The organism is Bradyrhizobium sp. (assembly GCF_017881085.1).
GTDB lineage: Bacteria > Pseudomonadota > Alphaproteobacteria > Rhizobiales > Xanthobacteraceae > Bradyrhizobium.
Window position 1 is genome coordinate 25118 of record NZ_JADGRI010000003.1, and the last position, 25102, is coordinate 50219.

The following is a 25102-nucleotide window of genomic DNA, read 5'->3' on the forward strand; positions in this document are numbered from 1 at the left end:
GAAGGGACAGTAAAGCAATGGTATGGCCATGGCATTCTTATCGATCGTGTGAGGGAGCGAGGCTGACGTGGTCCAGTTCGGCAGGTAACCGGAATTCGACTGTCTCTTCGCGGCCCGGCAGCAGCGATAAGGAAACCGGTCCTACCCGCAGCAACGCTTCGATGACACCATTGACCAGCGCCTCCGGGGTCGGTGCGCCCGCGGTGATGCCAACGGCCATGGCATTCTGGAGCCAGGCGGGGTTCATCTCGCTTCCGTTGGCAACGAGGTAGCTGGGAACGCCGAGTTCGGCACCAATCTCGCGAAGCCGGTTGGCATTCGAACTGTTTGAGGCGCCCACAACGAGGATCACATCGACGATCTTGCAGAGGGCACGCAGCCCGGCCTGGCGGTTTTGGGTCGCGTAGCAGATGTCGCGGGTATGCGGTCCCTCGATATCGGGAAATCGAGCTTTGAGCGCGGCGATGATCTCCCGGGTGTCGTCCACGCTCAATGTCGTCTGCGTGACGTAGGCGAGCGGGGTATCGTCTGGCAGGTCGAGTGCCGCAACGTCTTCGACGCGCTGCACCAGGGTCATGGGGCTATCGACTTGTCCCATCGTTCCGACTACTTCGGGATGATTTTCATGTCCGATCAGGATCAGCGAGCGGCCCTTTGAGGCATAACGCCTGGCATGATGATGTACCTTGGTCACGAGCGGGCAGGTCGCATCGAGTACCTGCAAACCGCGGGCGGCGGCTTCCCTCTCGACATGCCTTGCAACGCCATGCGCGCTGAAAACGGTTGGCGCGTTCGCCGGGATCTCATCCAGCTCCTCGACAAAGACGGCGCCCTTCGCCTTCAGGCATTCGACGACATGCTTGTTGTGAACGATTTCGTGACGCACATATACCGGCGCGCCATAGCGCTCGATTGCGCGTTCAACGATCTCGATGGCGCGCACGACGCCTGCGCAGAAGCCACGGGGTTGAGCCAGCACGACCTGCATGACACGGCGGCCCGGCAGGGGGCGTCCGGATATTGCCGGCGGCGGTTCCAGGAGCTGCATCTCTGACATCGTTCCTTGCCTTTCACTCCAGCCCCGATCCAGCCCGTGCCGACTTGGGCTCGAGCTCGCAGCGCCAGGCATTATTGCGACATGGATATTCCGGGATCGACGCTGTCAGAAGCGCCGCGCGATCGCATCAATCGAACGGTTGGTGTGAGACAAGGAGCTGTTGGTGAATCGATGGTATTGCTAACGGATCGTGCATCCGTTCCGGATAATTTCGTTTTCAGTCGAGAAAACGACATCGCCGGATAGAGGAGGGGCCTCTGAATGAGCTGCTGGCGTGCGCCGATGGTTGGTCGCATTGCAAAGGGTGCCGCTGCTCGCGCTCGATCGGTTGAATCGACACATCCGTAGGAAGAAGGGCCTTGGTGCCCCAGTGGACGGTCTGGCGATGTTCTCAGATCGGGCGGTCGGGTCCGCCATTGCGCTTCTTTTGGACGAGAAGGGCGCCTTCGCCGACAGCCGGGTCCCTTCGTGCCGTGTCGATACTTCTGTCCTTTGCTCGCATATTTTATCGATTCCTTGCCTGATTAACCGACCATGGAAAGAGGCAAGCGACGAACCATGTTAATCGAATGCACTCCGCCAGGTGGCGGGAGGCGTTCCGATTTGGCGCACGAAAACGCGCGACAGGTGACTCTGATCGAAGAAGCCGCAAGCAACTGCGATCTGGCTTAGCGGCATCTTGGGGTCCGCCATCAGGCGCTGCGCCAAAGCAATGCGGCGCTGCAGAACCCATCGATGGGTCGACACTCCCAAAGCGGCTTTGAAGCCTCGGCCCAGCGAGCTTATGGAAGCGTTGCCGGCAGTAGCGATGTCGGCGAGGCCGATATCGCTACTCAAGTTGGCCTCGATATATTCCAGGGCACGGCTGAGCTGGTGGCTGGTGAGTCCTTGTTGATCCGGAAATCTTCTTGCGTGGAACACGCCGTATGTTTCGGCAATGTGATCTCGCACCGCGAGAAACAAGTGATCCAGATATAACTGCCTGATCTCGTTCGGCCGCTCCAATGCGGGAAGCATGGCCTGCGCGACATGCAACATCACCGGATCATAGCAGATCTGTTGGATGTCGAACTTCAAATCTAGGAAAGTGTGCCCCCGATCTGCCGCGAAGTCTTGGAAACCACTACGCGGCAGAAACAAGTTAAGATTGTCGTACGGATCCTTTAGGTCAGCAACCCATGACTCGCGTAGGTCGTAGATATTGAGCGCGCCGGGCTTGCTACCGGGCCTCACTTTCGGACGACCATCATGAAATACGTTTGTTGGCCCAAGCGGCCGCATCTCGACCGATATCATGAATCGATCGGCGAGAGGCGTTGGTTCGAGTAATCCCAAGCACGTACCGTCGTCCTTGTATCGGCTGAAGAAAAGCGGCCGTCCCCACCGGGCCGGTGCGGATACGGTGCTTTCGACCTCTGGACGCTTGGCACTTTCGAAGCCTGGTCGGTCGAAACGCCCGCTCGTTTGTCGATCGGTGCTTATCTGTCGACCCCTACCGATTTATCCAAACAAAAGACGAAAATGTACAAGAGCTATCGTGGGAGAGTTTGCAATATATCACCGTAAGTGAAGGGCGCAAAGCATCCGCGGGCTCGCTCTCGGACGCTTTTCAATTGAGCACGGACAACCGAATGCAGAACCAAGTGGAGAGCCCAAGATACGCTGCCTACAAGGCCGTCAGGCCTTACTTCGACCTGGTCCGGGGGGCGCTAGGCAACTTGGTCGATGGCGAGCACTTTTTCGACATCGTCTCTGAGGACATCGTCTACGAAGTCCTCTACGACTTCCCGGGCTGGCCCCGCATTGTCCGGGGGCGCGCCGATCTGATGGCTCAGTTCGCCGGCTACGGCGACAACATCAAGCTCCAGGCTGCGGACAAGCTGATCACCCACAAGACGGACGATGGTCGTGTCGTCGTAATCGAGTATGAAGTCCATGGGACCATCCTCGCGACAGGTGTGAAGTATAACAATCGCTTCGCCTCAATCATAAGGATTGAAAGTCGGAAAATCTTGCACTGGAGAGACTACATGGACTCTCTTGCGGCATGGAACGCGCTGACGGCGGGCGTTCGCTAAAACATCGGCATTCCGCAAAATGTCGGGAGACTTTCTATGAAGCAAATACTCATGATTGAGGTGAGCCCCAGGGGGAAGGACTCAGCAAGTCGATCCGTAACCGATACGCTCGCCGCACGGTTGACCGGGCTCCATCCGTCAGCAAAGCTTATTCGCCGTGACCTGGCCTCCGAGGATCTGCCCCACCTGGATGATATTACGCTCCGGGCGATCTCGACGAGGGATCCGGCCGAAGCGGAGAGGTTGAAAAAGGCGGCGCGCCAGTCGGATCGCCTGACCGACGAGTTGTTGGAATCCGAACTTCTTGTGATTGCAACGCCTATGTGGAACTTCGGGATCCCTTCCGCACTCAAAGCCTGGATTGACCTGATCGTGCGGCCGGGTAGGACCTTCCGGTACTCCGATGGCGGTGTCGTCGGCCTGGCGAAGGACAAGAAAGCAGTCCTGGTCATTGCTTCAGGCGGAGTTTTTACAGAAGGCCCATGGCTCCCATGGGATTTTGTTGAACCCTACCTGCGGCAAATATTGGGCTTCATTGGCATAGTGGATGTGCAGACTGTTCGAGCCGAGGGGATGAATCTTCCCTTGTTGGCTGCCGAGGTCGTGCCAAAGGCGAACAAGGCTGTCGGCGAGCTTGCTCTATGAGCGCTGCGCTAACCAATGAGAAAGCTTAAACGAGAAACACAGACCTCTTCAACTCCATTACCGCGTCCCGACGCGAGGTCGTCGTCGGCGGTACAGTCGCGGCGCTCGCGTCAGTTACGCCGCGTGTCGCGGTAGCCGAAAGTACAGCAATTCCCTCCTCCGACCGAAGCAAAGGAGCCCATGTTATGGAAAAGATGACCACGAAGGACGGCGTCGAAATCTTCTACAAAGATTGGGGCCGCGGCCAACCAATCGTCTTTCACCACGGCTGGCCGCTCAGTTCCGACGACTGGGACACCCAAATGCTGTTCTTCCTTCAGCACGACTATCGCGTCGTTGGATTCGATCGCCGCGGTCATGGTCGCTCAAGTCAGGTGGCGGAGGGTCACGACATGGACCATTACGCCGCCGACGCCGCCGCCATCGTCGAGCACCTCGATCTGCGTGATGCCGTCCATATCGGCCACTCCACAGGAGGTGGCGTCGTGGTCCGCTATGTTGCACGTCACGGCAAGGGCCGGGTCGCCAAAGCCGTGTTGATGTCGGCCGTCACGCCGATCATGGTGAGGACGCCGAGTAATCCGGACGGCCTGCCGATTGATGTCTTCGACGGCCTCCGCAAAGGATTGGCGGCAAACCGGGCACAGTTCTATCGCGACGTTCCATCGGGTCCGTTCTATGGCTTCAACCGCGCTGGCGCGAAGCCGCTAGAGGGCGTGATCGAGAATTGGTGGCGACAGGGCATGATGGGCGGAGCAAAAGCCCATTACGATGGTATCAAGGCGTTCTCCGAGACGGACCAAACGGAAGACCTGAAGAACATTGAAGTGCCGACGCTTGTGATGCACGGCGACGACGATCAGATAGTTCCGTACAAGGACGCCGCGTTGCTGGCGATCAAACTGCTGAGGAATGGCACGCTGAAAATCTATCCCGGTTTCCCGCACGGCATGCTCACCACCAATGCCGACGTAATCAATCAGGATATCCTCGCCTTCATTCGCAGCTAACAGGTGTTTTGGAGGTCTCCGGCGGTGGAGAAAATCCACTCGCACAAGTGTCAACTCTGTCCGGAGGTAGCGATGGTTTTGTTGTCTCGCTTCTTTTTCCGCAAACGTGCGATCTCGCTGGTGGCGACGGCCTTGGTTGCGGCGACGTCAGTCGCCTTGGCGCAGTTGCCGGCCGAGTTTGTTGCGGATCGACCCGGCTATTGCGACGAGCAGCCGTTTCTGGCGGAGAACGACGCCGCCATGAACAAGATGATGTCGGACATGGCGATCAGGCCGACCGGCGATGTCGACCGCGATTTCGTCGCGATGATGGTGCCGCATCACCAGGGCGCGATCGATATGGCCCAGGCCGTGCTTCGATACGGCCACAACGAGCAGCTTCGTCGCCTGGCGCAGGAAATCGTCGTGACCCAGCAGCAGGAAATCGCCGCCATGCGTCTTGCGGTCGGCGAAGAATTGCCGCCGTCAGTGGCGTCCCCGACGCAGCCGGGTGCAGCGACCGCATCGCAGCCCAACCCGATGTCTTCCTACATGAGTTCTCACGACGCGATGTCGCACCATTCAATGAACATGAAATAGGGGCAGAACATGAAGCGTGGCCTTTTGAAGTTGTTTTTTCTTGCAAGCGTTTGTCTGATGGGACAGCCGGCGGCCTGGGCCGGCCAAGCGCCCGGCGCGGCGTCCGACCCGGATATTCTGGTCAGTCACCGCGACCGGGTTTATTCGGCGGAGCAATTCTCCAACACCGTCTCGGTGACTGATCCCGTCGACAACAAGCTGGTCGGCGTTATCAGGCTCGGTGACCCGCAGCCGGGCAATTTCAGTCCGCTCTACAAGGGACAGGTCCTGGTCCACGGAATGGGTTTCTCGCCGGACCACAAGACCGTCGCCGTGGTTTCGATCGGCAGCAACTCCGTCACCTTCATCGATACGGCGACCAACGCGGCCAAGCACACCACCTATGTTGGTCGTTCCCCGCATGAGGCATTCTTCACGCCCGACGGCAAGGAGGTTTGGGTCACCGTTCGCGGCGAAGACTATATCGCTGTGCTCGATGGCCAGAATTTTGAGGAGAAGTCGCGCATCAAGGTGCCAGCCGGACCTGGTATGCAAAGTTTCTCACCGGACGGCAAATACGGCTATGTCTGCTCCTCGTTCAATCCAGAGACGGTCGTCATCACCGTTGCGGACCACCAAATCGTCGGTCACGTCAAGCAGGACAGCCCGTTCTGTCCGAACGTCGCCGCCACGCCCGATGGCAAGCAGGTCTGGTTCACGCTGAAAGACATCGGCAGGACCGAGGTGTTCGACGCAAAACCGCCGTTCTCGGTACTGAAATCGATCGACACAGGGCCGATCACCAACCACGTCAATTTCGCCCACAACGCCAACGGTACCTTTGCTTACGTCACGGTAGGCGGACTGAACGAGGTCAAGGTATTTCGTACCGATGACTTCTCGCAAGTCGCCACGATACCGGTCGGCAAGCTGCCGCATGGTGTCTGGCCATCCGGCGACGGCAGCCGGGTTTATGTCGGGTTGGAAAATGCCGACGGCATGGCCGCGATCGATACCCTCACCAACAAGCTGATCGCGACCAGCCCGGTCGGTCAGGCGCCGCAGGCGATCATCTATGTTCCGAACGCGGTGCCAGAGGGCGACGGCACGCAGGGACTGCAACCGCTCGGCGTCGCCGGCCAGACCGCTCATCTTTCGCTCGGCGCGGCAGCGGGCCGCAGAACGGTCGGTGATGCCGGCCGGATTGTCGGCGAGGAAAAGGCTCCCACCAGCGTCTCGCTGTTCGATCAGGGCTTGATCCAGGTGCTGCAGGCGTCCGTGACTGGCCTTGAGCCCAAGCATGCCTACATTCTCGCGCTCTCGCATGAGCGGGATGGCGAGAGCCCGTTGGAGCCGCTGGCCGCCTTCATGACCAGTCCCGCAGGCTCAGCGATCGTCAATGCAACCGGTGCGATCCGGCAGGTGGTGCAGGGCGAGGACAAGATCGAGCGACGTTATCTGGTGATCGCGGAGGGCCATGCCGACAAGCTGGGTCCTGTGGTGCAGGTGCAATTGAAATAGCGAAGAATGGAAACGCGTTCAGGCGGGCTGCGGTCAATAGCGTCAGTTATGCCCTTCGGGCGATATGCGATAGAGAGTTCGCTTCCGGTTGTGAGCGGGTTCGATTGCGATGCGATAGCTGCGATCTTTAGCGAAAATTATCTTGTATTGTCAATGATGTAAGCTGTACTGGCCGGAATCGAACCAGCACTCCTTGCGGAACTCGATTTGCGTGCGGGTCGCCCTCCCCCGTGCAGGGGGGAGGGCGAGGCAAGTATTACGTCTTCGGCTTGGCGGCGGCGTCCTTCGCGGCCTTCTTGCATTCGGACATGAACTTCTTGCGCTCCTTGCCGTGGACGCCCTTGGTATCGGCTTCCTTCGAGCATTCGAGCGATTCCGCGCTCCGCGGCTTCTCGGCCTTCTTTTCCGCGGGCGCCGCCTTTGCGGCCGGCGCAGGGGTCGCCGGCGCGGTAGTCTGCGCGAACGCCGAACTGATCAGGAACAGGGACGCGAAGGCGGTCGCGGCCACGCGGGAAGAGATATTCATCATGGGAGCACCTCGGGTTGAAGAGGGCCGCAACCTCGCGCCGCAATGCTGAACCGTGGATGAATGAAGCGGCCGAGGCCTGCATTTTCGCCGCACGATATTTTGGAGCCGTGCGGGTTCGCTCCGTTGTCACCCGCCGTCGCTGCGCTAGGATGGGGGACTTGCCGATCGTTACGCCCCAGGGAGTCCAAAGATGACAATTCAAGCAAAATTATTGTGCACTCTTGCGGTGACAGGTTTTGCCGCGTTCGTCGCGACCGCGCCGGCGCAGGCCCTGACCACGCAGGAATGCAGTGCGAAATACCAGGCCGCCAAGACCGCCGGCACGCTCAATGGCCAGAAGTGGAATGATTTCCGCAAAGCCCAATGCGGGGCTGACGCCGCCGCGGCGCCCGTCGCCGCGCCGGCTGCTGCGCCGGCCGCACCCGCGGCGCCGAAGGAGGCCGAAGCCAAGCCGAAGAAGGAAGCGGCTCCGGCCGCTGCGCCTGCCGGCCCGGCAGTATTCCCGACGGCCGTGGATCCGAAATATGCAAAGGAAACCGCCGGCAAGGCCCGCATGCATACCTGCGTCGATCAATACAACGCCAACAAGGCCACCAACGGCAATGGCGGCATGAAGTGGATCGAGAAGGGCGGCGGCTATTACAGCGAGTGTAACAAGAAGCTGAAGGGCTGAGCGCTCTCCATCTCTTTTGTTTGGCGCGTTTCTTCACGCGAACCGGCTTCCACCCCGCATCAAGTGCGGAGCATGCTTCGCTTGAAAACGCCATGCAGATGGGCGCGGCCGGATGAAGTCATCTTTCGGCTGCGCTTAAGTCTACTCGTCGAGCAGTTTTTCGGCCGATTTCGCGATCAGCTGCGCGCGCTTGCGCGGACCGCGTTCGAGAAACAACAGGCTCTGGCCGAAGATGAAGCAATAAAACAGGAAAGCCTGCGCGTCGGCCTCCTCGGGCGCAAGACCGGTGGCGCGATAGAGCTGCCCGACATTCTTCAGCCGCGCCGCATCGACGCTGGCGACCGCCAGCGCCGCCGCCTCGTCGGACCGGGCCCATTGCCGGATCGCCAGTTCGACCGCCATGCCCTCGGTATTCATGCGCTCCGAATAAAGCTGGATCAGCGCCCTCAGGCGCCCGCGCGCGCTGGCGCCGTCCAGGCTGGTCTGCTGCTCGATCGCGGCGATGCGACCCATGCACCAGTGTCGCAGCATGCCCTCGAGCAGCGCCGCGCGATCCCTGAAGCGCCGGTAGAAGCCGCCCTTGGTGACGCCGAGGTGCTTCGCCAACACCTCGACCCGCACCCCCTCGACGCCGGATCTCGCGAGTTCCCTGAACCCGGCCTCGATCCAGGCGTCGCCTTTGCCATCGGTCATTTGTCCACGCCTCACCGACTCTTGATACGGTGCCGTATTGCTAGCCCGCCGGGATCCTGATACGCTACCGTATCAAGAATCGAGGGCGGGAGCGATCGATGGAATCGGCAGCCACCTATTGCGGCACGGTCTATCCGTGGCAGTGCGACCATGTCGGCCACATGAACATCATGTGGTATGTCGGCAAGTTCGACGAGGCCAACTGGAATCTGTTCGCGCGGATCGGTCTGACGCCGACTTACTTGCGCCAATCCAACCGCGGCATGGCCGCGGTGCAGCAGAACATCACCTACACGCGCGAATTGGTGGCCGGCGATATCGTCGAGATCAAGAGCAGGCTGCTGGAGATCCGCGAAAAATCCATCCGCTTCCTGCACGAGATGCGCAACGCCGAAACCGGCGAGATCGCCTCCACTTGCGAAATTACCGGCGTTCACATGGACCGGCAGGCGCGCAGGGCTGCCCCCTTCGAAGACGTGATCCGAAGGACGGCCGCAAGACTGCTCGCCTTTCCCGAACCGGTCAGCGCGTGAGACCAGGCGTGCCGCGCTTCGAGCCCAAGAACCCGGATTATCTGAAGGTCGCGACCGCGACCTTCGAGCGGCAGCAGGCAATGCGGGCGCTCGGCATCTCGATCGCCCGGCTCGAACCGGGCGAGGTCGACCTGTCGATGCCGTATTCGGCGGACTTTACCCAGCAGAACGGATTCGTTCATGCGGGGATCATCACCGCGGGGCTCGACAGCGCCTGCGGCATCGCCGCCTTTACGCTGATGCCACAGGGTTCCGACGTCCTGACGGTGGAATTCAAGACCAACCTGTTGGCACCGGCGAAGGGCGATCGATTTGCATTTCGTGCTCACGTCGTAAAACCCGGTCGTACCCTGACGGTGTGCGAGGCCCGCGCCCTTGCCGAAACAGGCGGAGTTGAAACCCTGATCGCGACCATGACCGGAACCCTGATGGCGTTGCCGCGGCGCGGCTGATGAGGTCACCGCGGGCTGCTCAGGCCGGCGATTGACAAGCGCGCGCCGGGACCGCCTGATGCGCGAATTCTCCGCGCACGGGCCGTTCGATGATCGCAAGCCTCAGCCTGCGCGGCCTTTCGCTGCCGCTGCCGGGCCCGGTGGTCGGTCTCCTGCTTTTACTGCTGCTGTTGGTGGCGCGCGACCGGTTTACCATTCTCGCGCGCGGACCCCTACAAGGCGGCGGCGTGGAGAATGCCAGCCGCGGCCCGCCGATCCGTCGCTGACGGCAGTCGCGGTCATCCTCACCGGCATCATGGGCGCGATGATCGTTACGCCCCTGATGAACCGGATAGGGACCAGGGATCTCCGTGCCCGCGGATTCGCGGTCGGGATCGCGGCGCACGGCATCGGCACCGCGCGGGCCTTTCAGGTCGACGCGGTCGCGGGCGTGTTCGCCAGCATCGCCATGAGCCTCAACGCGCTCGTGACGTCGCTGCTGGTGCCGCTGGCGGTGACGCTTCTGGTGCGCTGATATCAATTGCAGTTTTGCGATAACGCCGTCATAGAGTTTTGCAGAAGATCCCGCTGGAGGCCCCTCGTGCAAGTGATGTTCCCGACTTGATAATTTCAGTGACGCAGGGCGCGCTCGGGCTGGCATCGGGAACGCTGGTCGGGTTTTCGCTGGGGCTGGTCGGCGGCGGCGGATCGGTCCTCGCGGTGCCGCTGATGGTCTATGTGGTCGGCGTGCCCGATCCCCATGTGGCGATCGGAACCAGCGCGATCGCGGTGGCCACCAACGCCGCGTTCAATCTGTCGAATCATGCGCGCGGCGGTACGGTGAAATGGTCATGCGCGCTGACCTTCGCGGCCGCCGGAATCATCGGCGCGTTTGTGGGGTCGATCTTCGGCAAGATGCTCGACGGCCAGAAGCTGCTGGCGCTGTTTGCGCTGGTGATGCTGGTCATCGCGGCACTGATGCTGAAGACGCGGGCGCGGGCCGGACTCCCCGACGTGCAGATGAACTGGTCCAACATGCCCGCGATTGTCGGGCTGGGGCTTGCGACCGGGACCCTGTCCGGCTTCTTCGGCATCGGCGGCGGATTCCTGATCGTACCGGCGCTGATGCTGGCGACGGGAATGTCGATCATGAACGCAGTCTCATCGTCGCTGGTCGCGGTCACGGCTTTCGGGTTGACCACTGCCGCCAGTTACGCCTGGTCCGGGCTGGTCTCATGGGGGCTGGCGGGATTGTTCATCACGGGCGGCATCGCCGGCGGATTGATAGGCACCCGGTTGGCGCGGCTTTTGGCGGCGCGGCGCGGGGCGCTGAATACCGTATTTGCCGCTGTCATTATCGCGGTGGCGCTCTATATGTTGGTGCGCAGTTTGACCCCCATTCTGACGGGTCCGTCCTGAGAGACCGCCGGGAGACCAAGATGAAAAAATCGATCGATCCGGCGCGGCCGTATCAAGGGCGCAGCCGGCGCGAGACGCTCGGTCTGCTCGGCGCCGGCGCTGTCATGCTCGGTCTCCAGATCGCGCCACGCCCGGCGCTGGCGCAAGACAATGACGAGACGGTGCTCACCGAGGCGCTGGTATTGCGCGATCCGGACATTCCGGTGGCGGGCAATCCCAAGGGCGACATCACGATCGTCGAATATTTCGACTATCAGTGTCCGTATTGCCGCAAGCTCGAACCCGAATTGCAGCAGGTGGTGCATGACGACGGCAAGGTCAGGCTGGTGCAGAAGGACTGGCCGATTCTCGGGCCGGTTTCGGTCGTCGCCGCGCGGATGGCGCTGGCCTGCAAATACCAGGATAAATATCTCGGGGCACATGACGCCCTGATCGGCGTTAATTCGAAACTGACCGAGCCGCGCATCAGCGAGCTGCTCGCGGGCGCCGGAATCGATGTCGATCGCGCCAAGCGCGACCTCGATACCAACGCCAAAGCGATCGACACTATCCTGGCGCGCAACAACGATCAGGCCACCGCGTTCGGCTTCAACGGCACGCCGTCCTTCATCATCGGTAAATTCCGGGTGCCGGGCGTTCTCACCATGGAGCAGTTCGCCATGGCCATTGCCGATGCGCGGAAGGCCGCCAAGAAGAAATAGCTGAGAAATAGGCGCAGCAAAACGCCCTCGCCTTGGGCGAGGGCGCAGACGTTTGGGGTATATTTCGCCGATTACTTCGACGACAGCCGGATCCAGTCGTCATGCGCGCGCGTCTTCAGCGCGTGCCAGTCGGTGGCGGCGACGTCCCAGTTCACGATGGTGCGATTGGCTTGCGCCACCTGGCCGTTCGCGACCGTCGAGGTCTGCATCGAGTCGTAAGCGTAGACGCCCGCGACCAATAGCAGCGCCCCCAAGATCATTCCCAGAAAAACCCGCATGGCAAACCTCCGGTGAGAGCACGAACAACGTGCTTCAGCGCGAATGGTTCCATGCCCAGGAAATCGCCAGCCGTTGAGCCCTGCGCGGGCTTGAAAGAACTGTTGCCAGTGCATCAATGTGTGAGAATGCCCATTTGCCCGCGAGGAGAAAACATGACCGACAAGACCAGCAAGGTAGCGATCGTGACCGGCGCCTCGCGCGGCATCGGCGCTGCGGTGGCGGAGCGGCTCGCGGCGGACGGTTTCACGGTCGTCGTCAACTACTCCGGCGATGTCAAATCCGCCGAGGCGCTGGCCCGGAAGATCGAGGGCAAAGGCGGCCGGGCGCTCACCGCCAAGGCCGACGTCAGCGATCCCAACGCCGTGCGCGGCTTGTTCGACGCGGCGGAAGCCACGCTCGGCGGGGTCGACGTGCTCGTCAATAATGCCGGGATCATGAGGCTTGCCAAAATCGCCGACAGCGACGATGCGCTGTTCGACCAGCAGATCGCGGTCAACCTCAAGGGCAGTTTCAATGCGATGCGCGAGGCCGGCAAGCGGCTGCGCGACGGCGGCCGAATCGTGAATTTCTCGACCAGCGTGGTCGGGACCAGGCTGGAGACTTACGGCGTCTATGCCGCCACCAAATCGGCGATCGAGACGATGACGGCGATCCTGTCGAAGGAGATGCGCGGCCGCCACATCACCGTCAACGCCGTCGCGCCGGGCCCGACCTCGACCGACCTGTTCCTCGACGGCAAGTCGCCGGAGCTGATCGATCGTCTGGCCAAGATGAATCCGCTGGAGCGGCTGGCCACGCCGCAGGATATCGCCTCCGTCGTCGCATTCCTGGTCGGCCCCGACGGCGGCTGGGTCAACGGCCAGGTGCTGCGCGCCAATGGCGGCATGGTGTGATCATCATCGCTCGCCGCCCAGCCAGTTCAGGATCGGCGCGTTCATCTCGCGGGGATAGCAATGGCTGAGATCGTCGAGCTCCCGGTAGGTGACGTCGGCGCCGGCCGCCGATAGGGCGTCCCGCGTTTGCCGCGCCACCTGCACCGGAAACATCCAGTCGAGCCGGCCGTGCACGAGATAGACCGGCAGGCCGCGCAATCTCTCCGCATCCGCCATCTCCGCCATCAGCGGATGGAACGTGGCGGCGACCGGCGCCAGGTGGGTGAAGGGCGAGGCGCTCCCGAGTCCGGTGACGTAGCAGAAGGTGCCGCCGTCGCTCATTCCGGTCAGCAGCAGTCTTGCCGGATCCACGTTCCAGCGGCTGCGCACGGCATCGAGAATGCGACTGAGGTTTGCGGTGTCGGCGTCTTCCCCCATCAAGGCCCAGGTGCTCCCGGTCGCGGTCGGCGCGACCAGGATGGCGCCAAGACTGCGCGCGTCGCGCAGCCAGCTCCACAGGAAGCCGCGGCCGTTGCCGCTGCCGCCATGCAGCGCCATCACCAGCGGCCAGGCGCGGTCGGGCGTGTAATATTCCGGCACATAGAGCGAGAAGCCGCCACGGCTGCCGGGTTCATTGTTGTTGTGAAGGATGCCGGTGTTTTCGTTTGCGGGTTCCGTGAAGCGCGCCAGCAGTCCGGCATCCTCGCGCAGGCCGGGATCGAGAAAGAAGCTGCTCACCGGCGGCAGTCTTGCCGTGAGGGGATAAAGCGCCTCCTGCGCGCGGGGGGCGTGGCGCAGCGCCCGAAACACGGCGATCAGATCCCCGTTGCCGTGCTGGACCGCGCGCAATCCCGCAAAGGCGGCCAGCGCCGCATCGCTCGCGGTTTCGAGCGAGGACCTGAGCCCGGCGAACTGCTCCGGCCAGCCGGAGAGCCGCGGACGGACGGCCTGCAAGGACTGATCCGGCTCGCCCGCGGCCTCCATGACAGCTGCGAATTCCGGCGGATTCAGATGGCGGGCGACGAAGGAGAGCGCTTCGAGCGATTGCAACAGCGGCGGCAGCACGGCCACGATATCGTCGACCACGGCCTCGCTCATCGCCCGTCTCCGCTCGCGCGCTCCCTCGCGATAATTCTAGAGCGCCAACTCGGGACAAACCAGGGCGTTTGTCCCGGGATCGCGCACTAATGCAGCCGCGGGCCCTTCAGCAGCTTGCCGCGGTCGGTCGAGGTCAGCGTTACGTCGAAGGTGACGCCGTCATGGTAGACGGTCAATGGCACGTCGACGCCCGCCGGTCCGAGCGCCCAGAGTTTCCGGTAGAAGGCGCTTTGACTCGATATCTTCTCGCCCTTCACCGCCAGGATGACGTCGCCGGCCTTGAGCTCGGCGCGTGCCGCGGGGCCCTTGGCGGAGATGCCGATCACCACCACCCTGTTGTCGATCTCGGTCGAGTACATTCCGAGCCATGGCCGGGAAGGCCTGTTGACGCGGCCGAACTTGCGCAAATCGTCGAGCACCGGCGTCAGGAGATCGATCGGCACGATCATGTTGACATGCTCGGCCTTGCCTTCGCGCTCGCGCTCGAGCTGGAGCGAGCCGATGCCGATCAACTCGCCGCGGGTCGAGATCAGCCCGGTGCCGCCCCAGTTGGGATGCGCCGGATAGGTGAAGATCGCCTCGTCCAGCAGATATTCCCAGTAACCCGCGAACTCCTGCTTGGCGGCGATCTGGCACGCGACCGATCGGGTGCGCCCGCCGGCGCCGCCCACCACGACGCGGTCGCCGATCTGGGCGGAGCGGGAGGAACCAAGCGGCAGCGGATCGAGATCGATGTGGCCAAGCGCCTGCACCAGGCCGAAGCCGCTCTCGAAATCGAATCCGAGCGCATGGCCTTCCACGACGCGGCCGTCGCCGAGATGCAGCCAGACCGATTCAGCCTCGGTGATCAAATAGCCGATGGTCAGCACCAGCCCGTCATCGATCACGACGCCATTGCCTGCGCGCTCGGTGCCCAGCGTCTCCGCGCTGAAGGCGTCGCCGGGGATAATCGAATGCAGCCCGACCACCGAGGAAAGCACGCGATCGAGATCGAAACTGTAGTCGCCGGGGCGGGGCTGATACGCCGGCGGCACTTTCCATTCAGTCAAAGAGGGCATGGAGAATCTCCTGGCCTTTGGCCGCGCCGCAACTTCGCAGGTTTGAGAATTGCGGCGCGCGAAATCGATGACGATCTTATGTCGCAAACGGCCGTCGCGAAAGTCTCGATGATCCGGACTCACACACATTCCCCGCGCCGCCCGCCGGGTTTTGGAGCCGAATACCGTTTCGTATAACAGTGGTTACCGGATGCGGATGATCTCGGCTTCGCCGGCGCCGGCGGCAACGACATCGCCGGCGCGCTTGCCGAACATCGCGCGCGCCAGCGGCGAGACATGGGAGATCGTACCCAGGGCGGGATCGGCCTCGTCCTCGCCGACAATCCGGAACGTCTGCTCCCTTCCGTCATCGCGCAGGATGGTCACGGATGTGCCGAACCGGACTTCTGAAAAGTCCGAGGGGGCGGGGACCACGCGCGCCGTCGCCCGCCGCACGGTCCAATAGCGAAGGTCTCTGCCTGCCGCCGCAAGCGCGGCGCGATCGGCCGTCGCCTGCGCCTGGGCGTAGGCTTCGCCGGCTTCCGCGAGCGCCCGTTCGATCTGCGCGAGGCCGGTTTCGGTGACATCGTTGGGATGCTCCGAGACCGGCCGGTCCGGCAGATCTTCGAGGTAATCGGCGTCCTGTTCTCTTACGAAGGCTCTGCTCATCGGGGGTGACCAAATAGGTTGCGAACGAACAGGGAAAGGAACAATCATCGGACGGTTCCGTTCCCTGGCCGAGGCGGCGCCGAGCCTGGCCAAACCGAAGCGAGTCCAGCGCCATGACCGATCCCTTCGACCTCACGCGCTTTGTCGATGCACAGGCGCCGGTCTATCCGCATGTTGTCTCGGAACTGCGCCAGGGCCGGAAGCAAAGTCACTGGATGTGGTTCATTTTCCCTCAACTGGCCGGTCTCGGGCATAGCGCGATGGCGCAACGGTATGCGCTTTCCTCTCGCGACGAGGCGCTGGCCTATCTCGGGCACTCCATTTTGGGGCCGAGACTCCGGGAATGCACGGCGCTCGTAAATGCGGTCGAGGGCCGTACCATCCGGGAAATTCTCGGCAGCCCCGACGACCTTAAATTTCGTTCTTCGATGACATTGTTCGCCGCGGTATCTCCTGAGCCGGAATTCGCCGCGGCGATCGGGAAATTCTACGGCGGCACACCGGACCACAAGACGCTGGAGCTGATCGGCGGCTGATCCGACGAAACGCCCGGCTTCGAAAGCGCGCGCAGATGAAGATATCGACTGAAGCCGCCTTGGCGCCGGCCGCACGGCTGGTGCTCCGGCGGGTGCTAGGCGGTGTCCGGCGAAGCTGATAACGATCTCACTCTCACAGGGATCAGGGGCAGGTGGATGGACAACCGTAGTGACATTTGGCGTGGCGTCGACACGATCAAAGCGCGTTTCGTCGCCCTGAGCGACCGGGTCTGGGCGATGCCCGAAGTGTGCTACACCGAAGCGCGTTCCTCCGCCGAACATCTGGCCGAGCTGCGCCATCAGGGTTTCCGCATCACGGAGAATGTCGCAGCCATTCCCACGGCCCTGACGGGCGAGTGGGGTGAGGGCGGCCCCGTCATCGCCTTCCTCGGTGAATACGACGCGCTGCCTGGTCTGAGCCAGGAGGCTGACGTGGCGGAGCCCCGCCCGCTGGAAGCGGGCGGCCATGGCCATGGCTGCGGCCACAATTTGCTCGGCTCGGCCGCGTTGCTCGCCGCCACCGCCGTGAAGGACTGGCTTGCCGCCCACAAGGTGCCCGGGCGCGTGCGCTATTACGGATGCCCCGCCGAGGAGGGTGGTGCTGCGAAAGCCTTCATGGTGCGCGCAGGCGCCTTCGATGACGTCGACGTCGCGTTGACCTGGCACCCGTCCAGCTTCTGGGAGGTGGTGGTAACGCCTTCGCTGGCCAACACGCGCGCCGATTTCATCTTCACCGGCCGCACCTCGCATGCCGCTGCCTCCCCGCATCTGGGCCGCAGCGCGCTGGACGCGGTGGAGCTGATGAATGTCGGCGTGAACTACATGCGCGAGCACATGCCGAGCGACGCCCGCGTCCACTATGCCCTGCTCGACGCCGGCGGCATTGCGCCCAATGTGGTGCAGGCCCATGCCCGCGTGCGCTATTCGATCCGCGCCCGCGACCTGCCCGGAATGAACGAGCTGGTGGAGCGTGTCCACAAGATCGCGCAGGGGGCGGCGCTGATGACCGAAACCAGGATGGAGATGCGGATCATTTCCGCCGTCTCCAATGTCCTGCCCAACACGCCTCTGGAGCAAATGCTGCACAGGGTCATGGAGGAGCTCGGTCCCCCGCATTTCGACGAGGCCGACAAGGATTTCGCCACCAAGATCCGCGCGACGCTGACCGAGAAGGACATCGCCACCGTCTATCACACCATCGGCATGGACCCCACCGACCGCCCGCTGGCCGATTTCCTGGTTCCGCTCGACGCCAGGCGCAACCCGCTGATCGGCTCGACCGATGTGGGCGACGTGAGCTGGGTGGTCCCAACCGTACAGGTCCACGCCCCGACGGTCGCGATCGGCACCCCGCTCCACACCTGGCAGGTGGTGGCGCAGGGCAAGAGCCCGGCTGCCCACAAGGCCATGGTACAGGCCGCCAAGGCGATGGCGGGACTCGGCGTCAAGGCGCTGACCGAGCCGGATCTGATCGCCGCCGCCAAGGCCGACTTGCGAAAGCGCACCGCCCGCACGCCCTATGTCAGCCCGTTGCCGGACAATGTCGCGCCCCCGCTGGACATGTCCCTGACCTGATCCCGGTGTGGCTTTATGACGTGACTTTGCGACGTGAGTTGGCGATCAAATTTTCAGCAACCCAGGACGCGCTGGAACGGGCTTTGCCGCATAGATACCGATGGACTGCCGAAATGGTGTGCGCCATAGCGGTCTTTTGCCCAATCAACAACCAGAAAACCTGCGGCGCCCCCGCCGCAAGAAGTTGACGTGCGGGGCGTTCGGTGTGCCATCTTCTCTGGGACACTTTTTCTCAAAACACTTGGCGCGGGCGCCTCTCAAGGCCGCCTGCGACCCCACGAGAACCGGACGAGGTGACCATGCTGGATAATGAACTGCGAACCATGATCGACGGGGTGAAGGACGGCCGCATGGATCGCCGCGCCTTCATTCAGCGCATGATCGGTCTCGGCCTCACCGCTCCCATGGCCACGCAACTTCTTGCCATCGGCGGCGTGGCCATGGCCCAGAGCCCGTCACCCTACACGCCGACCAAGCGCGGCGGGGGCGGCCCGCTGAAGCTGCTCTGGTGGCAGGGGCCGACCCTGCTCAATCCGCATTTCGCCACCGGCACCAAGGACCAGGATGCTTCGCGCATCTTCTACGAGCCTTTCGCGAGCTGGGACGTGGACGGAAACCTCAATGCCATCCTCGCGGCCGAAATTCCGTCGATCCAGAACGGCGGCCTGTCCGCCGACGCCAAGTCGGTGACCTGGAAACTCAAGCCCGGCGTCAAATGGCATGACGGAAAACCCTGCACCGCCGACGACGTCGTGTTCACCTGGGACTACGTCCGCGATCCCGCCACCGCGGCGGTCAGCGTCGGCGTCTACCGCGACCTCACCGTGGAAAAGGTGGATGATCTGACGGTCCGCGTCCTGTTCGACAAGCCGACCCCGTTCTGGGCCAGTCCCTTCGTCGGGGCCTATGGCTGCATCCTGCCGAAACATCTGTTCGCCGACTACAAGGGCGCCAAGTCCCGCGAAGCCTCGGCCAACCTGGCGCCGGTCGGCACCGGCCCCTACAAGTTTATCGAGTTCAAGCCGGGCGATCTCATCCGAGCCGAGCTCAACCCCGACTACCACATGCCGAACCGCCCCTACTTCGACACGTTCGAATTGAAGGGCGGCGGCGACGCCGTCTCCGCGGCGCGCGCCATCATCCAGACCGGCGAATATGATTATTCCTGGAACATGCAGGTGGAGGATGAGGTCTTGCTGCGCCTCGAAAAGGGCGGCAAGGGCAGGACGATCTACGCGGTCGGCGGCGACATCGAGTTCATCGCCGTCAATTTCACCGACCCCAGTACCGAGGTCGACGGCGAGCGGTCTTCGATGAAGACCAGGCATCCGATCTTGTCCGATTCCGTCGTGCGCAAGGCGCTTGCGCTGCTGGTCGACCGGGAATCCATCCAGAAAGCCATTTACGGCCGTGCCGGACGCGTCACCGCCAATTACCTCAACGGGCCCGAGAAGTTCGTCTCCAAGAACACCTCGTGGGAATTCAGCGTCGAAAAGGCGGCCAGGCTGCTTGATGAAGCCGGATGGAAGCCGGGCGCGGACGGCGTCCGCGAGAAGGACGGCAAGAAGCTGAAACTGCTTTACCAGACCTCGATCAACGGCCCGCGCCAGAAGACGCAGGCGATCGTCAAGCAGGCCATGCAGAAAGCCGGAATCGACGTGGAGCTGAAATCGGTCGTGGCCTCGGTGTTCTTTTCCTCCGATGTGGCCAATCCCGACACCTACGCCAAATTCTACGCCGACATCGAGATGTTCCAGATCCCGATGACCCAGCCCGATCCCGCCCAGCACATGCGCCGCTATCATTCGCGCTACGTGGCCACCAAGGAGAACAAGTGGCAGGGCACGAATTTCCCGCGCTGGGTCAATGCGGAGTACGATGCGGCCGTTGACGCCGCCGAGAACGAAATCGATCCGGTCAAGCGCGCCGCCCTCTACATCAAGTGCAACGATCTGCTTTGGCAGGAAAATGCGTTCATCCCCGTCATGCATCGCATCAAGGTCGGCGCCAGCGCCAACTCCCTGCGCCCGGTGATGAGCGGCTGGGCCAACGATCTGGACAATCTGCAGGACTGGTATCGGGAGACGTGAGGACGGGGCGCCGACCGAGTGTTCCCTCATGAACCAGTACATCCTGCGTCGCCTGCTGATCGCCATTCCAAGCCTGCTCGGCATTTCGCTGGTTCTGTTCACCGTGCTCGCGCTTGCGCCCGGTGATCCCTTTTCGGAACTGGCGACCAATCCGAACGTGCCACCCGAGGTGGGTCTCGCGCTTCGGGCCAAGTTCGGCCTCGACGATCCGATCTATCTTCGCTACCTGCATTGGCTCGTCGCCATGGCGCAGGGCGACTGGGGCTTTTCCTTTGTCAGCCGGATGAACGTGGACACGCTGATCCTGCAGCGGCTGCCGACCACGCTCTACGTGATCGGCTCGGCGCAGCTGCTGGCGCTTCTGATTGCGATTCCGGTCGGCGTCTATGCAGCCACCAGGCCCTATTCGCTGTTCGACCAGGTCGCCAACACGCTCGCCTTCATCGGTTTTTCGCTGCCGACCTTCTTCACCGGCATCCTGTTCATCCTGATCTTTTCGGTAAAGCTGGACTGGCTGCCTTTCGTCTATTCGACCGACATCAAGGGGACCGGCATCGTCTGGCTCGGCCAACAGATCAGGCAGGCGATCATGCCCGTCATGGTGCTCGGCCTGTTTCAGGCGGCTTCGATGACCCGCTTCGTGCGCTCGGCCATGCTGGACGTGATCCGCCTCGATTACGTCACCACTGCCCGTTCCAAGGGCCTGGGGCAGGCCAGGGTCATCGTCAGGCATGTGATGCGCAACGCCATGATTCCGGTCGTCACCCTGATCGCGCTGCAGATTCCCGCCGTGTTCGGCGGCGCCATCGTCACCGAGCAGATCTTCCGCATTCCCGGCATCGGCTCGCTGCTGATTTCCTCCATTCTCTCCAACGACACGCCGGTGGTGATGGCGGTGACCTTCGTCTTCGCGTGCCTGGTGGTGCTCTTCAACCTGATCGCGGACATACTGTATGGCTGGCTTGATCCTCGCATCTCCCTCCGCTGAGCGGCGCACTTTTTCGCCCTGGCGCGAGACCTGGCGTCGCTATCGCCGCCACAAGCTCGCCTTGGTCAGCGGGGTGCTGCTGCTTGTGCTGGTCGCGGCTGTCGTGTTCGGCCCCTTTCTGTGGCGCGTCCCCATCGACGGGATCGATTTCAGCGCGCACCTCGAGGGGCCTTCGCTCGCCCATCCCTTCGGCACCGACGATCTGGGTCAGGATATCCTCGCCCGTATGATCTATGGCGGACGCATCTCGCTCGCCGTCGGCCTTGCAGCGATGACGGTCTCGGTGATCGTCGGCACGCTGATCGGCGCGCTCGCCGGCATGTCGCGCGGCGCGCTGGGTCATGGGCTGATGTGGCTCACGGATCTCTTCCTCTCGCTGCCGCAATTGCCGCTGCTGCTTCTTCTCATCTATTTGTTCCGCGACGGGCTCAAGGCCGTGTTCGGCCCCGAGGGCGGCATCTTCATCCTGATCGTGCTGGTGATCGGCGGACTGCGCTGGATGCCGGTCGCCCGCCTGGTGCGCGCCCAGTTCCTCTCGCTGCGCGAGAAAGAGTTCGTCGAAGCCGCGCGCGCGCTCGGCGCCAGTCCGATGCGGCAGGTGGTCCGCCACATCCTTCCCAACGCGCTCGGACCGGTGATCATTGCGGGCACGATCGATGTCGCCGCCGCCATCATCGCTGAATCGACGCTATCCTTTCTCGGTCTCGGCTTTCCGCCGGATACCCCGACCTGGGGACGCCTGCTGTATGACGCCAAGGACTATCTCGACATCGCCGCGCACTGGGCGCTGTTTCCGGGCGGCGCCATCTTCATCGCGGTGGTGGCCATCAATTTCATCGGCGACGGGTTGCGCGACGCGCTCGATGCGCGACGGGTGATCTGATGGCGCCGTTGCTCGAGATAAAAGGCCTGAAGACCCACTTTGCCACCGACGACGGCATTGTGAGGGCGGTCGACGGCGTGGATATCACCATCAACCGGGGCGAGACGCTCTGCGTGGTCGGCGAGTCCGGCTGCGGCAAAACCGTCACGGCGATGTCGATCCTGCAGCTGATCGCGATGCCGCCGGGCCGCATTGTCGAAGGCCAGATCATCTTCGAGGGCCGCGACCTCGTGCCGCTCACCAGCCCCCAACTGGACGAGGTCCGCTCCAAGGAGATCGGCTTCATCTTCCAGGAGCCCATGACCTCGCTCAACCCGGTCTTGACCGTCGGCGAGCAGATCGCGGAAACCCTGCGCGTCCATGAACGCCTGCCGCAGAAGCAGGCGCTCGCCAGGACGATCGAGATGCTGAAACTGGTGCAGATTCCCAATGCGGAAGGGCGCGTGCATGATTATCCGCATCAGTTCTCGGGCGGCATGCGCCAGCGCGTCATGATCGCCATGGCGCTGGCCTGCCAGCCCAAGCTCGTCATCGCCGACGAGCCCACCACCGCGCTCGACGTGACCATCCAGGCGCAAATCCTCGATTTGCTGCAGGACATGAAGGAGCGTTTCGGCATGGCGGTGATGCTGATCACCCATGCGATGGGCGTGGTGGCCGAAACCGCGCAGCGCGTCGTGGTGATGTACGCCGGCAAAGTCGTCGAGGAAGCCGCCGTCGACAGGCTGTTCGAAAACCCCAGCCACCCCTATACGCAGGGCCTGATCCGCTCCATTCCGCGCATCGACCTGGCCAGCCAACACAAAACGCGGCTGGAGGTCATCGCCGGGTCCGTGCCGATCCTGATCAATCCCGCCCCCGGTTGCCGGTTCGCGCCGCGCTGCCGCTACGCGATGAGCGTGTGCAGGGAACGGGAGCCGGTCCTGCGCGAGATCGCCGCTTCCCATCGCATGGCCTGCCATCTCGGAGAGGCGCCATGAACGAATCCTTGATGCGCGGGCCCCCGAGCAGCGAACCCTTGCTGCGCGTCACCGATCTCACCAAGTATTTTCCCGTGCTCGGCGGCCTGTTGTCGCGTGAGGTCGGGCGCGTTCATGCGGTGGACGGCGTGTCGTTTTCCGTCAATCGCGGCGAGACGCTGGGACTGGTCGGCGAATCCGGCTGCGGCAAGTCCACCACCGGTCGCTGCATCCTGCGCCTCATCGAGCCCAGTTCAGGCGAGGTCGTGTTTGCCGGGCAGGACGTGCTGGGTCTCGGCGGCAACGACTTGCGCGCCTTGCGGCGCAGGATGCAGCTCGTGTTCCAGGACCCTTTCGCCTCGCTTAATCCGCGCATGACCGTGGGCGCGATCATCGGTGAAGCCCTGACGATCCACAAGCTCGGCGCCTCGGCAAGGGAACGGGAGCAGCGTGTCGCGAGCCTGCTGGTCAAGGTCGGGCTGAAGGGCGAGCACATGCGCCGCTACCCGCATGAATTTTCCGGCGGCCAGCGCCAGCGCATCGTGATCGCCCGCGCGCTCGCGGTGGAGCCCGAACTCATCGTCTGCGACGAGCCGGTGTCGGCGCTCGATGTGTCGATTCAGGCGCAGGTGATCAATCTTCTGGAAGATCTGCAGAGCGAATTGAATCTCACTTATCTGTTCGTGGCTCACGATCTTTCGGTGGTGGAGCATATCTCCGACCGCGTGGCGGTGATGTATCTCGGCCGCATCGTCGAACTGGCCAAGGCAAACGATCTCTACCGCAATCCGCAACACCCCTACACCCAGGCGCTGCTCTCCGCCGTGCCGGTGCCGGACCCGAAGGTGAAGCGCAAGCGGATCCGCTTGCAAGGCGATGTGCCGAGCCCGATGAACCCGCCGCAAGGCTGCCATTTTCACACGCGCTGCCCGATGGCCGAGCCACGCTGCCGTGAAATCGCGCCTGAACTGAAGCAGGGAAGCGACGGGCATTTCGTGGCCTGCCACTTGGCGTGATGTGGAGCCGACGAAAACGACCTTGCGATCGACAAGCGCTTTGAAACCTGCCGTCAAGCGTGATGGTAGCTCAGTAATGGTGGTGGCGTCAGACCGTCTCACGATCGTCTGAGTTCCACTGGCGTCAGGTTTTCCCGTGCTGTTGCCGAAACGCGACAGTTGCAAGTCGTCGCTGTGATACCCTCCGGTGAGCGCCAGCCGTCTGAAGCATGCTTCGTCCGGTTGGTTAGTGGGGGACCACGCAATGAACCAGTGCTTGCGTTCGCTGTCTTGTTTCCTGATCTTGGCTGTGCTCGCCGTATGTTCGACTGACGCCGCAGCACGAGCCAGCCACAAGCTTCAGCAGGCCAGGAAGCCGCATCAGCAGCCGCATGAGGCGACACGCGTGCGGCACGACCGCCATGCCGTCCTCAGGAAAGCCGGTCATTCGAAGAAGCACGAGGCGGCGGCGAAGCCGACGCGGGCGGGCGACGTGCCGCGTCCTTCCGTGGACGCATCCGCGCTGTCGGGTGATCTCGCGGCGGTAAGGAATGCGATCGATCTGGCGCGCAAGGCCAAGACAAGCGACGCGACCGCCATCCAGAAGACAATCGGCGACCCGGCGGCGCGGAAACTCGTTGAATGGTTCATCCTGCGCCATCCCGAGACCAATTCGAACTTCGGCCGATACGCGGCGTTCATGGCCGATAATCCGGGTTGGCCGAGCATGGCGCAGATGCGCAAGCGGGCCGAAGCGCAGCTATGGCAGGAACGCGGCGACGCCGCCACCGTTCATGGTTTCATGGGCGATCAGCCGACGAGCGCCAAGGGTCGCTTCGCGCTCGCGCGGGTGCTGCTCGCCGAAGGCAACCGTGACGGTGCGGCAAGCCTGGTTCGCCGAGCCTGGCGGTCGGATGAATTGTCGGAGCGTTCCGAGACCGATGCGATGGAGCTATTCCACGACCTGCTGACGCGCGAGGACCATCGTGCGCGAATGGACAAGCGCATCGGCGCCAAGGATCTTGCGGGCGCCAGGCGCGTCGCGCAGCGGCTCGGCAGCGACGAGCTTGCGATCGTGAAGGCCTGTGCCGCGGGGAGCGCCGACAAGGCGCTCGATTTGCTCAACGAGGTTCCGGCCGAGGCCCGCGGCGATCTCGGCTACACGCTTTGCCGGATGCGCTGGATGGTGCGTCACGACCGGATCGATGACGCCACCCGTCTTGTGCTGTCGGCAGCCCCGGAGACAATGGCGCTGCAGGATACCGACGAATGG

At 62.9% G+C, this 25102-nt stretch carries 27 protein-coding genes and 3 pseudogenes; 22 read left to right on the forward strand and 8 right to left on the reverse strand.

From position 1 onward, the window contains the following. Positions 1-37: 37 nt before the first annotated feature. On the reverse strand, positions 38-988 hold the full coding sequence (gene ispH, locus QZ213_RS00750; protein WP_291684150.1) for a 4-hydroxy-3-methylbut-2-enyl diphosphate reductase: 951 nt from the start codon (positions 986-988) through the stop codon (positions 38-40). Between the two features lie 150 nt (positions 989-1138). Here ispH and QZ213_RS00755 point away from each other — a divergent pair, with 150 nt between their 5' ends. Continuing rightward, a complete protein-coding gene (locus QZ213_RS00755) occupies positions 1139-1303 on the forward strand; it encodes a hypothetical protein (RefSeq protein WP_291684122.1) in 165 nt (54 codons plus the stop codon). A 315-nt stretch (positions 1304-1618) separates the two neighbouring features. Here the strand turns inward: QZ213_RS00755 and QZ213_RS00760 are convergent, their stop codons facing one another. Next, complete coding sequence (locus tag QZ213_RS00760; RefSeq protein WP_291684123.1) at positions 1619-2392, reverse strand: AraC family transcriptional regulator; 774 nt, start codon at positions 2390-2392, stop codon at positions 1619-1621. A 296-nt stretch (positions 2393-2688) separates the two neighbouring features. On the opposite strand from QZ213_RS00760, the gene QZ213_RS00765 reads away from it, so the two are divergent. The 5 genes from QZ213_RS00765 (at position 2689) to QZ213_RS00785 (ending at position 6869) form a co-directional block, all read left to right on the forward strand. Beyond that, positions 2689-3135 (forward strand): nuclear transport factor 2 family protein, encoded by a 447-nt coding sequence (locus QZ213_RS00765; RefSeq protein WP_291684124.1) that lies wholly within the window; start codon positions 2689-2691, stop codon positions 3133-3135. Between the two features lie 36 nt (positions 3136-3171). Continuing rightward, positions 3172-3780, forward strand: coding sequence for an FMN-dependent NADH-azoreductase (locus QZ213_RS00770; protein ID WP_291684125.1), 609 nt, complete (start codon positions 3172-3174; stop codon positions 3778-3780). A 185-nt stretch (positions 3781-3965) separates the two neighbouring features. After that, positions 3966-4790 carry an alpha/beta hydrolase gene (locus QZ213_RS00775; protein WP_291684126.1) on the forward strand — a complete coding sequence of 275 codons (825 nt, stop codon included), beginning with the start codon at positions 3966-3968 and terminating at the stop codon, positions 4788-4790. Positions 4791-4862: 72 nt separating this feature from the next. Then, the gene (locus QZ213_RS00780) at positions 4863-5369 is read left to right on the forward strand and encodes a DUF305 domain-containing protein (RefSeq protein ID WP_291684127.1); all 507 of its coding nucleotides are present in this window, start codon (positions 4863-4865) and stop codon (positions 5367-5369) included. A 57-nt stretch (positions 5370-5426) separates the two neighbouring features. Further along, positions 5427-6869, forward strand: coding sequence for a YncE family protein (locus QZ213_RS00785; RefSeq protein ID WP_291684128.1), 1443 nt, complete (start codon positions 5427-5429; stop codon positions 6867-6869). A gap of 256 nt (positions 6870-7125) precedes the next feature. Here QZ213_RS00785 and QZ213_RS00790 read toward each other — a convergent pair whose 3' ends face one another. Next, entirely contained in the window at positions 7126-7395 is a 270-nt protein-coding gene (locus tag QZ213_RS00790) for a PsiF family protein (RefSeq protein WP_291684151.1), read from the reverse strand. Positions 7396-7588: 193 nt separating this feature from the next. On the opposite strand from QZ213_RS00790, the gene QZ213_RS00795 reads away from it, so the two are divergent. After that, a complete protein-coding gene (locus QZ213_RS00795) occupies positions 7589-8071 on the forward strand; it encodes a hypothetical protein (RefSeq protein ID WP_291684129.1) in 483 nt (160 codons plus the stop codon). Between the two features lie 141 nt (positions 8072-8212). Here the strand turns inward: QZ213_RS00795 and QZ213_RS00800 are convergent, their stop codons facing one another. Then, positions 8213-8764 (reverse strand): TetR/AcrR family transcriptional regulator, encoded by a 552-nt coding sequence (locus QZ213_RS00800; protein WP_291684130.1) that lies wholly within the window; start codon positions 8762-8764, stop codon positions 8213-8215. 98 nt (positions 8765-8862) lie between these two features. On the opposite strand from QZ213_RS00800, the gene QZ213_RS00805 reads away from it, so the two are divergent. The 6 genes and pseudogenes from QZ213_RS00805 (at position 8863) to QZ213_RS00830 (ending at position 11848) form a co-directional block, all read left to right on the forward strand. Further along, complete coding sequence (locus QZ213_RS00805; protein WP_291684131.1) at positions 8863-9297, forward strand: thioesterase family protein; 435 nt, start codon at positions 8863-8865, stop codon at positions 9295-9297. 8 nt (positions 9298-9305) lie between these two features. After that, positions 9306-9749 carry a PaaI family thioesterase gene (locus tag QZ213_RS00810; protein ID WP_291684132.1) on the forward strand — a complete coding sequence of 148 codons (444 nt, stop codon included), beginning with the start codon at positions 9306-9308 and terminating at the stop codon, positions 9747-9749. An 89-nt stretch (positions 9750-9838) separates the two neighbouring features. Beyond that, positions 9839-9997 (forward strand): annotated as a pseudogene (locus tag QZ213_RS00815) (CidA/LrgA family protein); the annotation flags it as partial. A gap of 2 nt (positions 9998-9999) precedes the next feature. After that, positions 10000-10263: pseudogene (locus tag QZ213_RS00820) on the forward strand (LrgB family protein); the annotation flags it as partial. A gap of 89 nt (positions 10264-10352) precedes the next feature. Then, positions 10353-11147, forward strand: a complete 795-nt coding sequence (locus tag QZ213_RS00825; RefSeq protein ID WP_291684152.1) for a sulfite exporter TauE/SafE family protein — start codon at positions 10353-10355, stop codon at positions 11145-11147. Positions 11148-11167: 20 nt separating this feature from the next. After that, positions 11168-11848, forward strand: coding sequence for a DsbA family protein (locus tag QZ213_RS00830; protein WP_291684133.1), 681 nt, complete (start codon positions 11168-11170; stop codon positions 11846-11848). Positions 11849-11919: 71 nt separating this feature from the next. Here QZ213_RS00830 and QZ213_RS00835 read toward each other — a convergent pair whose 3' ends face one another. Beyond that, positions 11920-12126 (reverse strand): hypothetical protein, encoded by a 207-nt coding sequence (locus QZ213_RS00835; protein ID WP_291684134.1) that lies wholly within the window; start codon positions 12124-12126, stop codon positions 11920-11922. Between the two features lie 153 nt (positions 12127-12279). On the opposite strand from QZ213_RS00835, the gene QZ213_RS00840 reads away from it, so the two are divergent. Continuing rightward, positions 12280-13020, forward strand: a complete 741-nt coding sequence (locus tag QZ213_RS00840) for an SDR family oxidoreductase (RefSeq protein WP_291684135.1) — start codon at positions 12280-12282, stop codon at positions 13018-13020. Positions 13021-13023: 3 nt separating this feature from the next. On the opposite strand, the gene QZ213_RS00845 is transcribed toward QZ213_RS00840, so the two are convergent. The 3 genes from QZ213_RS00845 to greA all read right to left on the reverse strand — a co-directional run bounded on the left by QZ213_RS00845 (position 13024) and on the right by greA (position 15803). Beyond that, positions 13024-14097 (reverse strand): phospholipase, encoded by a 1074-nt coding sequence (locus tag QZ213_RS00845; protein WP_291684136.1) that lies wholly within the window; start codon positions 14095-14097, stop codon positions 13024-13026. An 86-nt stretch (positions 14098-14183) separates the two neighbouring features. Beyond that, on the reverse strand, positions 14184-15155 hold the full coding sequence (locus tag QZ213_RS00850; RefSeq protein ID WP_291684137.1) for a S1C family serine protease: 972 nt from the start codon (positions 15153-15155) through the stop codon (positions 14184-14186). 183 nt (positions 15156-15338) lie between these two features. Beyond that, positions 15339-15803, reverse strand: coding sequence for a transcription elongation factor GreA (gene greA / locus QZ213_RS00855; protein ID WP_291684138.1), 465 nt, complete (start codon positions 15801-15803; stop codon positions 15339-15341). 113 nt (positions 15804-15916) lie between these two features. Between greA and QZ213_RS00860 the strand changes: the two genes are divergently transcribed. From QZ213_RS00860 to QZ213_RS00895, 8 genes and pseudogenes are all read left to right on the forward strand, one after another. After that, a complete protein-coding gene (locus QZ213_RS00860) occupies positions 15917-16339 on the forward strand; it encodes a DUF1810 domain-containing protein (protein WP_291684139.1) in 423 nt (140 codons plus the stop codon). A 156-nt stretch (positions 16340-16495) separates the two neighbouring features. Continuing rightward, positions 16496-17914 (forward strand): M20 family metallopeptidase, encoded by a 1419-nt coding sequence (locus QZ213_RS00865; protein ID WP_291684140.1) that lies wholly within the window; start codon positions 16496-16498, stop codon positions 17912-17914. Positions 17915-18213: 299 nt separating this feature from the next. Beyond that, positions 18214-20004, forward strand: a complete 1791-nt coding sequence (locus tag QZ213_RS00870) for a peptide ABC transporter substrate-binding protein (protein ID WP_291684141.1) — start codon at positions 18214-18216, stop codon at positions 20002-20004. A gap of 28 nt (positions 20005-20032) precedes the next feature. Next, positions 20033-20992, forward strand: a complete 960-nt coding sequence (locus QZ213_RS00875; RefSeq protein WP_291684142.1) for an ABC transporter permease — start codon at positions 20033-20035, stop codon at positions 20990-20992. Beyond that, the gene (locus QZ213_RS00880) at positions 20958-21875 is read left to right on the forward strand and encodes an ABC transporter permease (protein ID WP_291684143.1); all 918 of its coding nucleotides are present in this window, start codon (positions 20958-20960) and stop codon (positions 21873-21875) included. Before QZ213_RS00875 ends, QZ213_RS00880 begins: the two co-directional genes overlap by 35 nt. Then, positions 21875-22855 (forward strand): ABC transporter ATP-binding protein, encoded by a 981-nt coding sequence (locus QZ213_RS00885; protein WP_291684144.1) that lies wholly within the window; start codon positions 21875-21877, stop codon positions 22853-22855. Before QZ213_RS00880 ends, QZ213_RS00885 begins: the two co-directional genes overlap by 1 nt. Then, complete coding sequence (locus tag QZ213_RS00890; RefSeq protein ID WP_291684145.1) at positions 22852-23850, forward strand: dipeptide ABC transporter ATP-binding protein; 999 nt, start codon at positions 22852-22854, stop codon at positions 23848-23850. Before QZ213_RS00885 ends, QZ213_RS00890 begins: the two co-directional genes overlap by 4 nt. A 244-nt stretch (positions 23851-24094) precedes the next feature. Further along, positions 24095-25102, forward strand: a pseudogene (locus QZ213_RS00895) (lytic transglycosylase domain-containing protein); the annotation flags it as partial.

Bases quoted from the DNA above. Each gene is read 5' to 3' on its own strand.
- QZ213_RS00850 (WP_291684137.1), bottom strand. From the start codon at position 15,155: ATGCCCTCTTTGACTGAATGGAAAGTGCCGCCGGCGTATCAGCCCCGC.
- QZ213_RS00830 (WP_291684133.1), top strand. From the start codon at position 11,168: ATGAAAAAATCGATCGATCCGGCGCGGCCGTATCAAGGGCGCAGCCGG.
- QZ213_RS00870 (WP_291684141.1), top strand. From the start codon at position 18,214: ATGCTGGATAATGAACTGCGAACCATGATCGACGGGGTGAAGGACGGC.
- ispH (WP_291684150.1), bottom strand. From the start codon at position 988: ATGCAGGTCGTGCTGGCTCAACCCCGTGGCTTCTGCGCAGGCGTCGTG.
- QZ213_RS00790 (WP_291684151.1), bottom strand. From the start codon at position 7,395: ATGAATATCTCTTCCCGCGTGGCCGCGACCGCCTTCGCGTCCCTGTTC.
- QZ213_RS00845 (WP_291684136.1), bottom strand. From the start codon at position 14,097: ATGAGCGAGGCCGTGGTCGACGATATCGTGGCCGTGCTGCCGCCGCTG.
- QZ213_RS00885 (WP_291684144.1), top strand. From the start codon at position 21,875: ATGGCGCCGTTGCTCGAGATAAAAGGCCTGAAGACCCACTTTGCCACC.
- QZ213_RS00795 (WP_291684129.1), top strand. From the start codon at position 7,589: ATGACAATTCAAGCAAAATTATTGTGCACTCTTGCGGTGACAGGTTTT.
- QZ213_RS00765 (WP_291684124.1), top strand. From the start codon at position 2,689: ATGCAGAACCAAGTGGAGAGCCCAAGATACGCTGCCTACAAGGCCGTC.
- QZ213_RS00835 (WP_291684134.1), bottom strand. From the start codon at position 12,126: ATGCGGGTTTTTCTGGGAATGATCTTGGGGGCGCTGCTATTGGTCGCG.
- QZ213_RS00875 (WP_291684142.1), top strand. From the start codon at position 20,033: ATGAACCAGTACATCCTGCGTCGCCTGCTGATCGCCATTCCAAGCCTG.
- QZ213_RS00860 (WP_291684139.1), top strand. From the start codon at position 15,917: ATGACCGATCCCTTCGACCTCACGCGCTTTGTCGATGCACAGGCGCCG.
- QZ213_RS00800 (WP_291684130.1), bottom strand. From the start codon at position 8,764: ATGACCGATGGCAAAGGCGACGCCTGGATCGAGGCCGGGTTCAGGGAA.
- QZ213_RS00890 (WP_291684145.1), top strand. From the start codon at position 22,852: ATGAACGAATCCTTGATGCGCGGGCCCCCGAGCAGCGAACCCTTGCTG.
- QZ213_RS00780 (WP_291684127.1), top strand. From the start codon at position 4,863: ATGGTTTTGTTGTCTCGCTTCTTTTTCCGCAAACGTGCGATCTCGCTG.
- QZ213_RS00805 (WP_291684131.1), top strand. From the start codon at position 8,863: ATGGAATCGGCAGCCACCTATTGCGGCACGGTCTATCCGTGGCAGTGC.
- greA (WP_291684138.1), bottom strand. From the start codon at position 15,803: ATGAGCAGAGCCTTCGTAAGAGAACAGGACGCCGATTACCTCGAAGAT.
- QZ213_RS00770 (WP_291684125.1), top strand. From the start codon at position 3,172: ATGAAGCAAATACTCATGATTGAGGTGAGCCCCAGGGGGAAGGACTCA.
- QZ213_RS00880 (WP_291684143.1), top strand. From the start codon at position 20,958: ATGGCTGGCTTGATCCTCGCATCTCCCTCCGCTGAGCGGCGCACTTTT.
- QZ213_RS00865 (WP_291684140.1), top strand. From the start codon at position 16,496: ATGGACAACCGTAGTGACATTTGGCGTGGCGTCGACACGATCAAAGCG.
- QZ213_RS00840 (WP_291684135.1), top strand. From the start codon at position 12,280: ATGACCGACAAGACCAGCAAGGTAGCGATCGTGACCGGCGCCTCGCGC.
- QZ213_RS00785 (WP_291684128.1), top strand. From the start codon at position 5,427: ATGGGACAGCCGGCGGCCTGGGCCGGCCAAGCGCCCGGCGCGGCGTCC.
- QZ213_RS00775 (WP_291684126.1), top strand. From the start codon at position 3,966: ATGGAAAAGATGACCACGAAGGACGGCGTCGAAATCTTCTACAAAGAT.
- QZ213_RS00755 (WP_291684122.1), top strand. From the start codon at position 1,139: ATGGATATTCCGGGATCGACGCTGTCAGAAGCGCCGCGCGATCGCATC.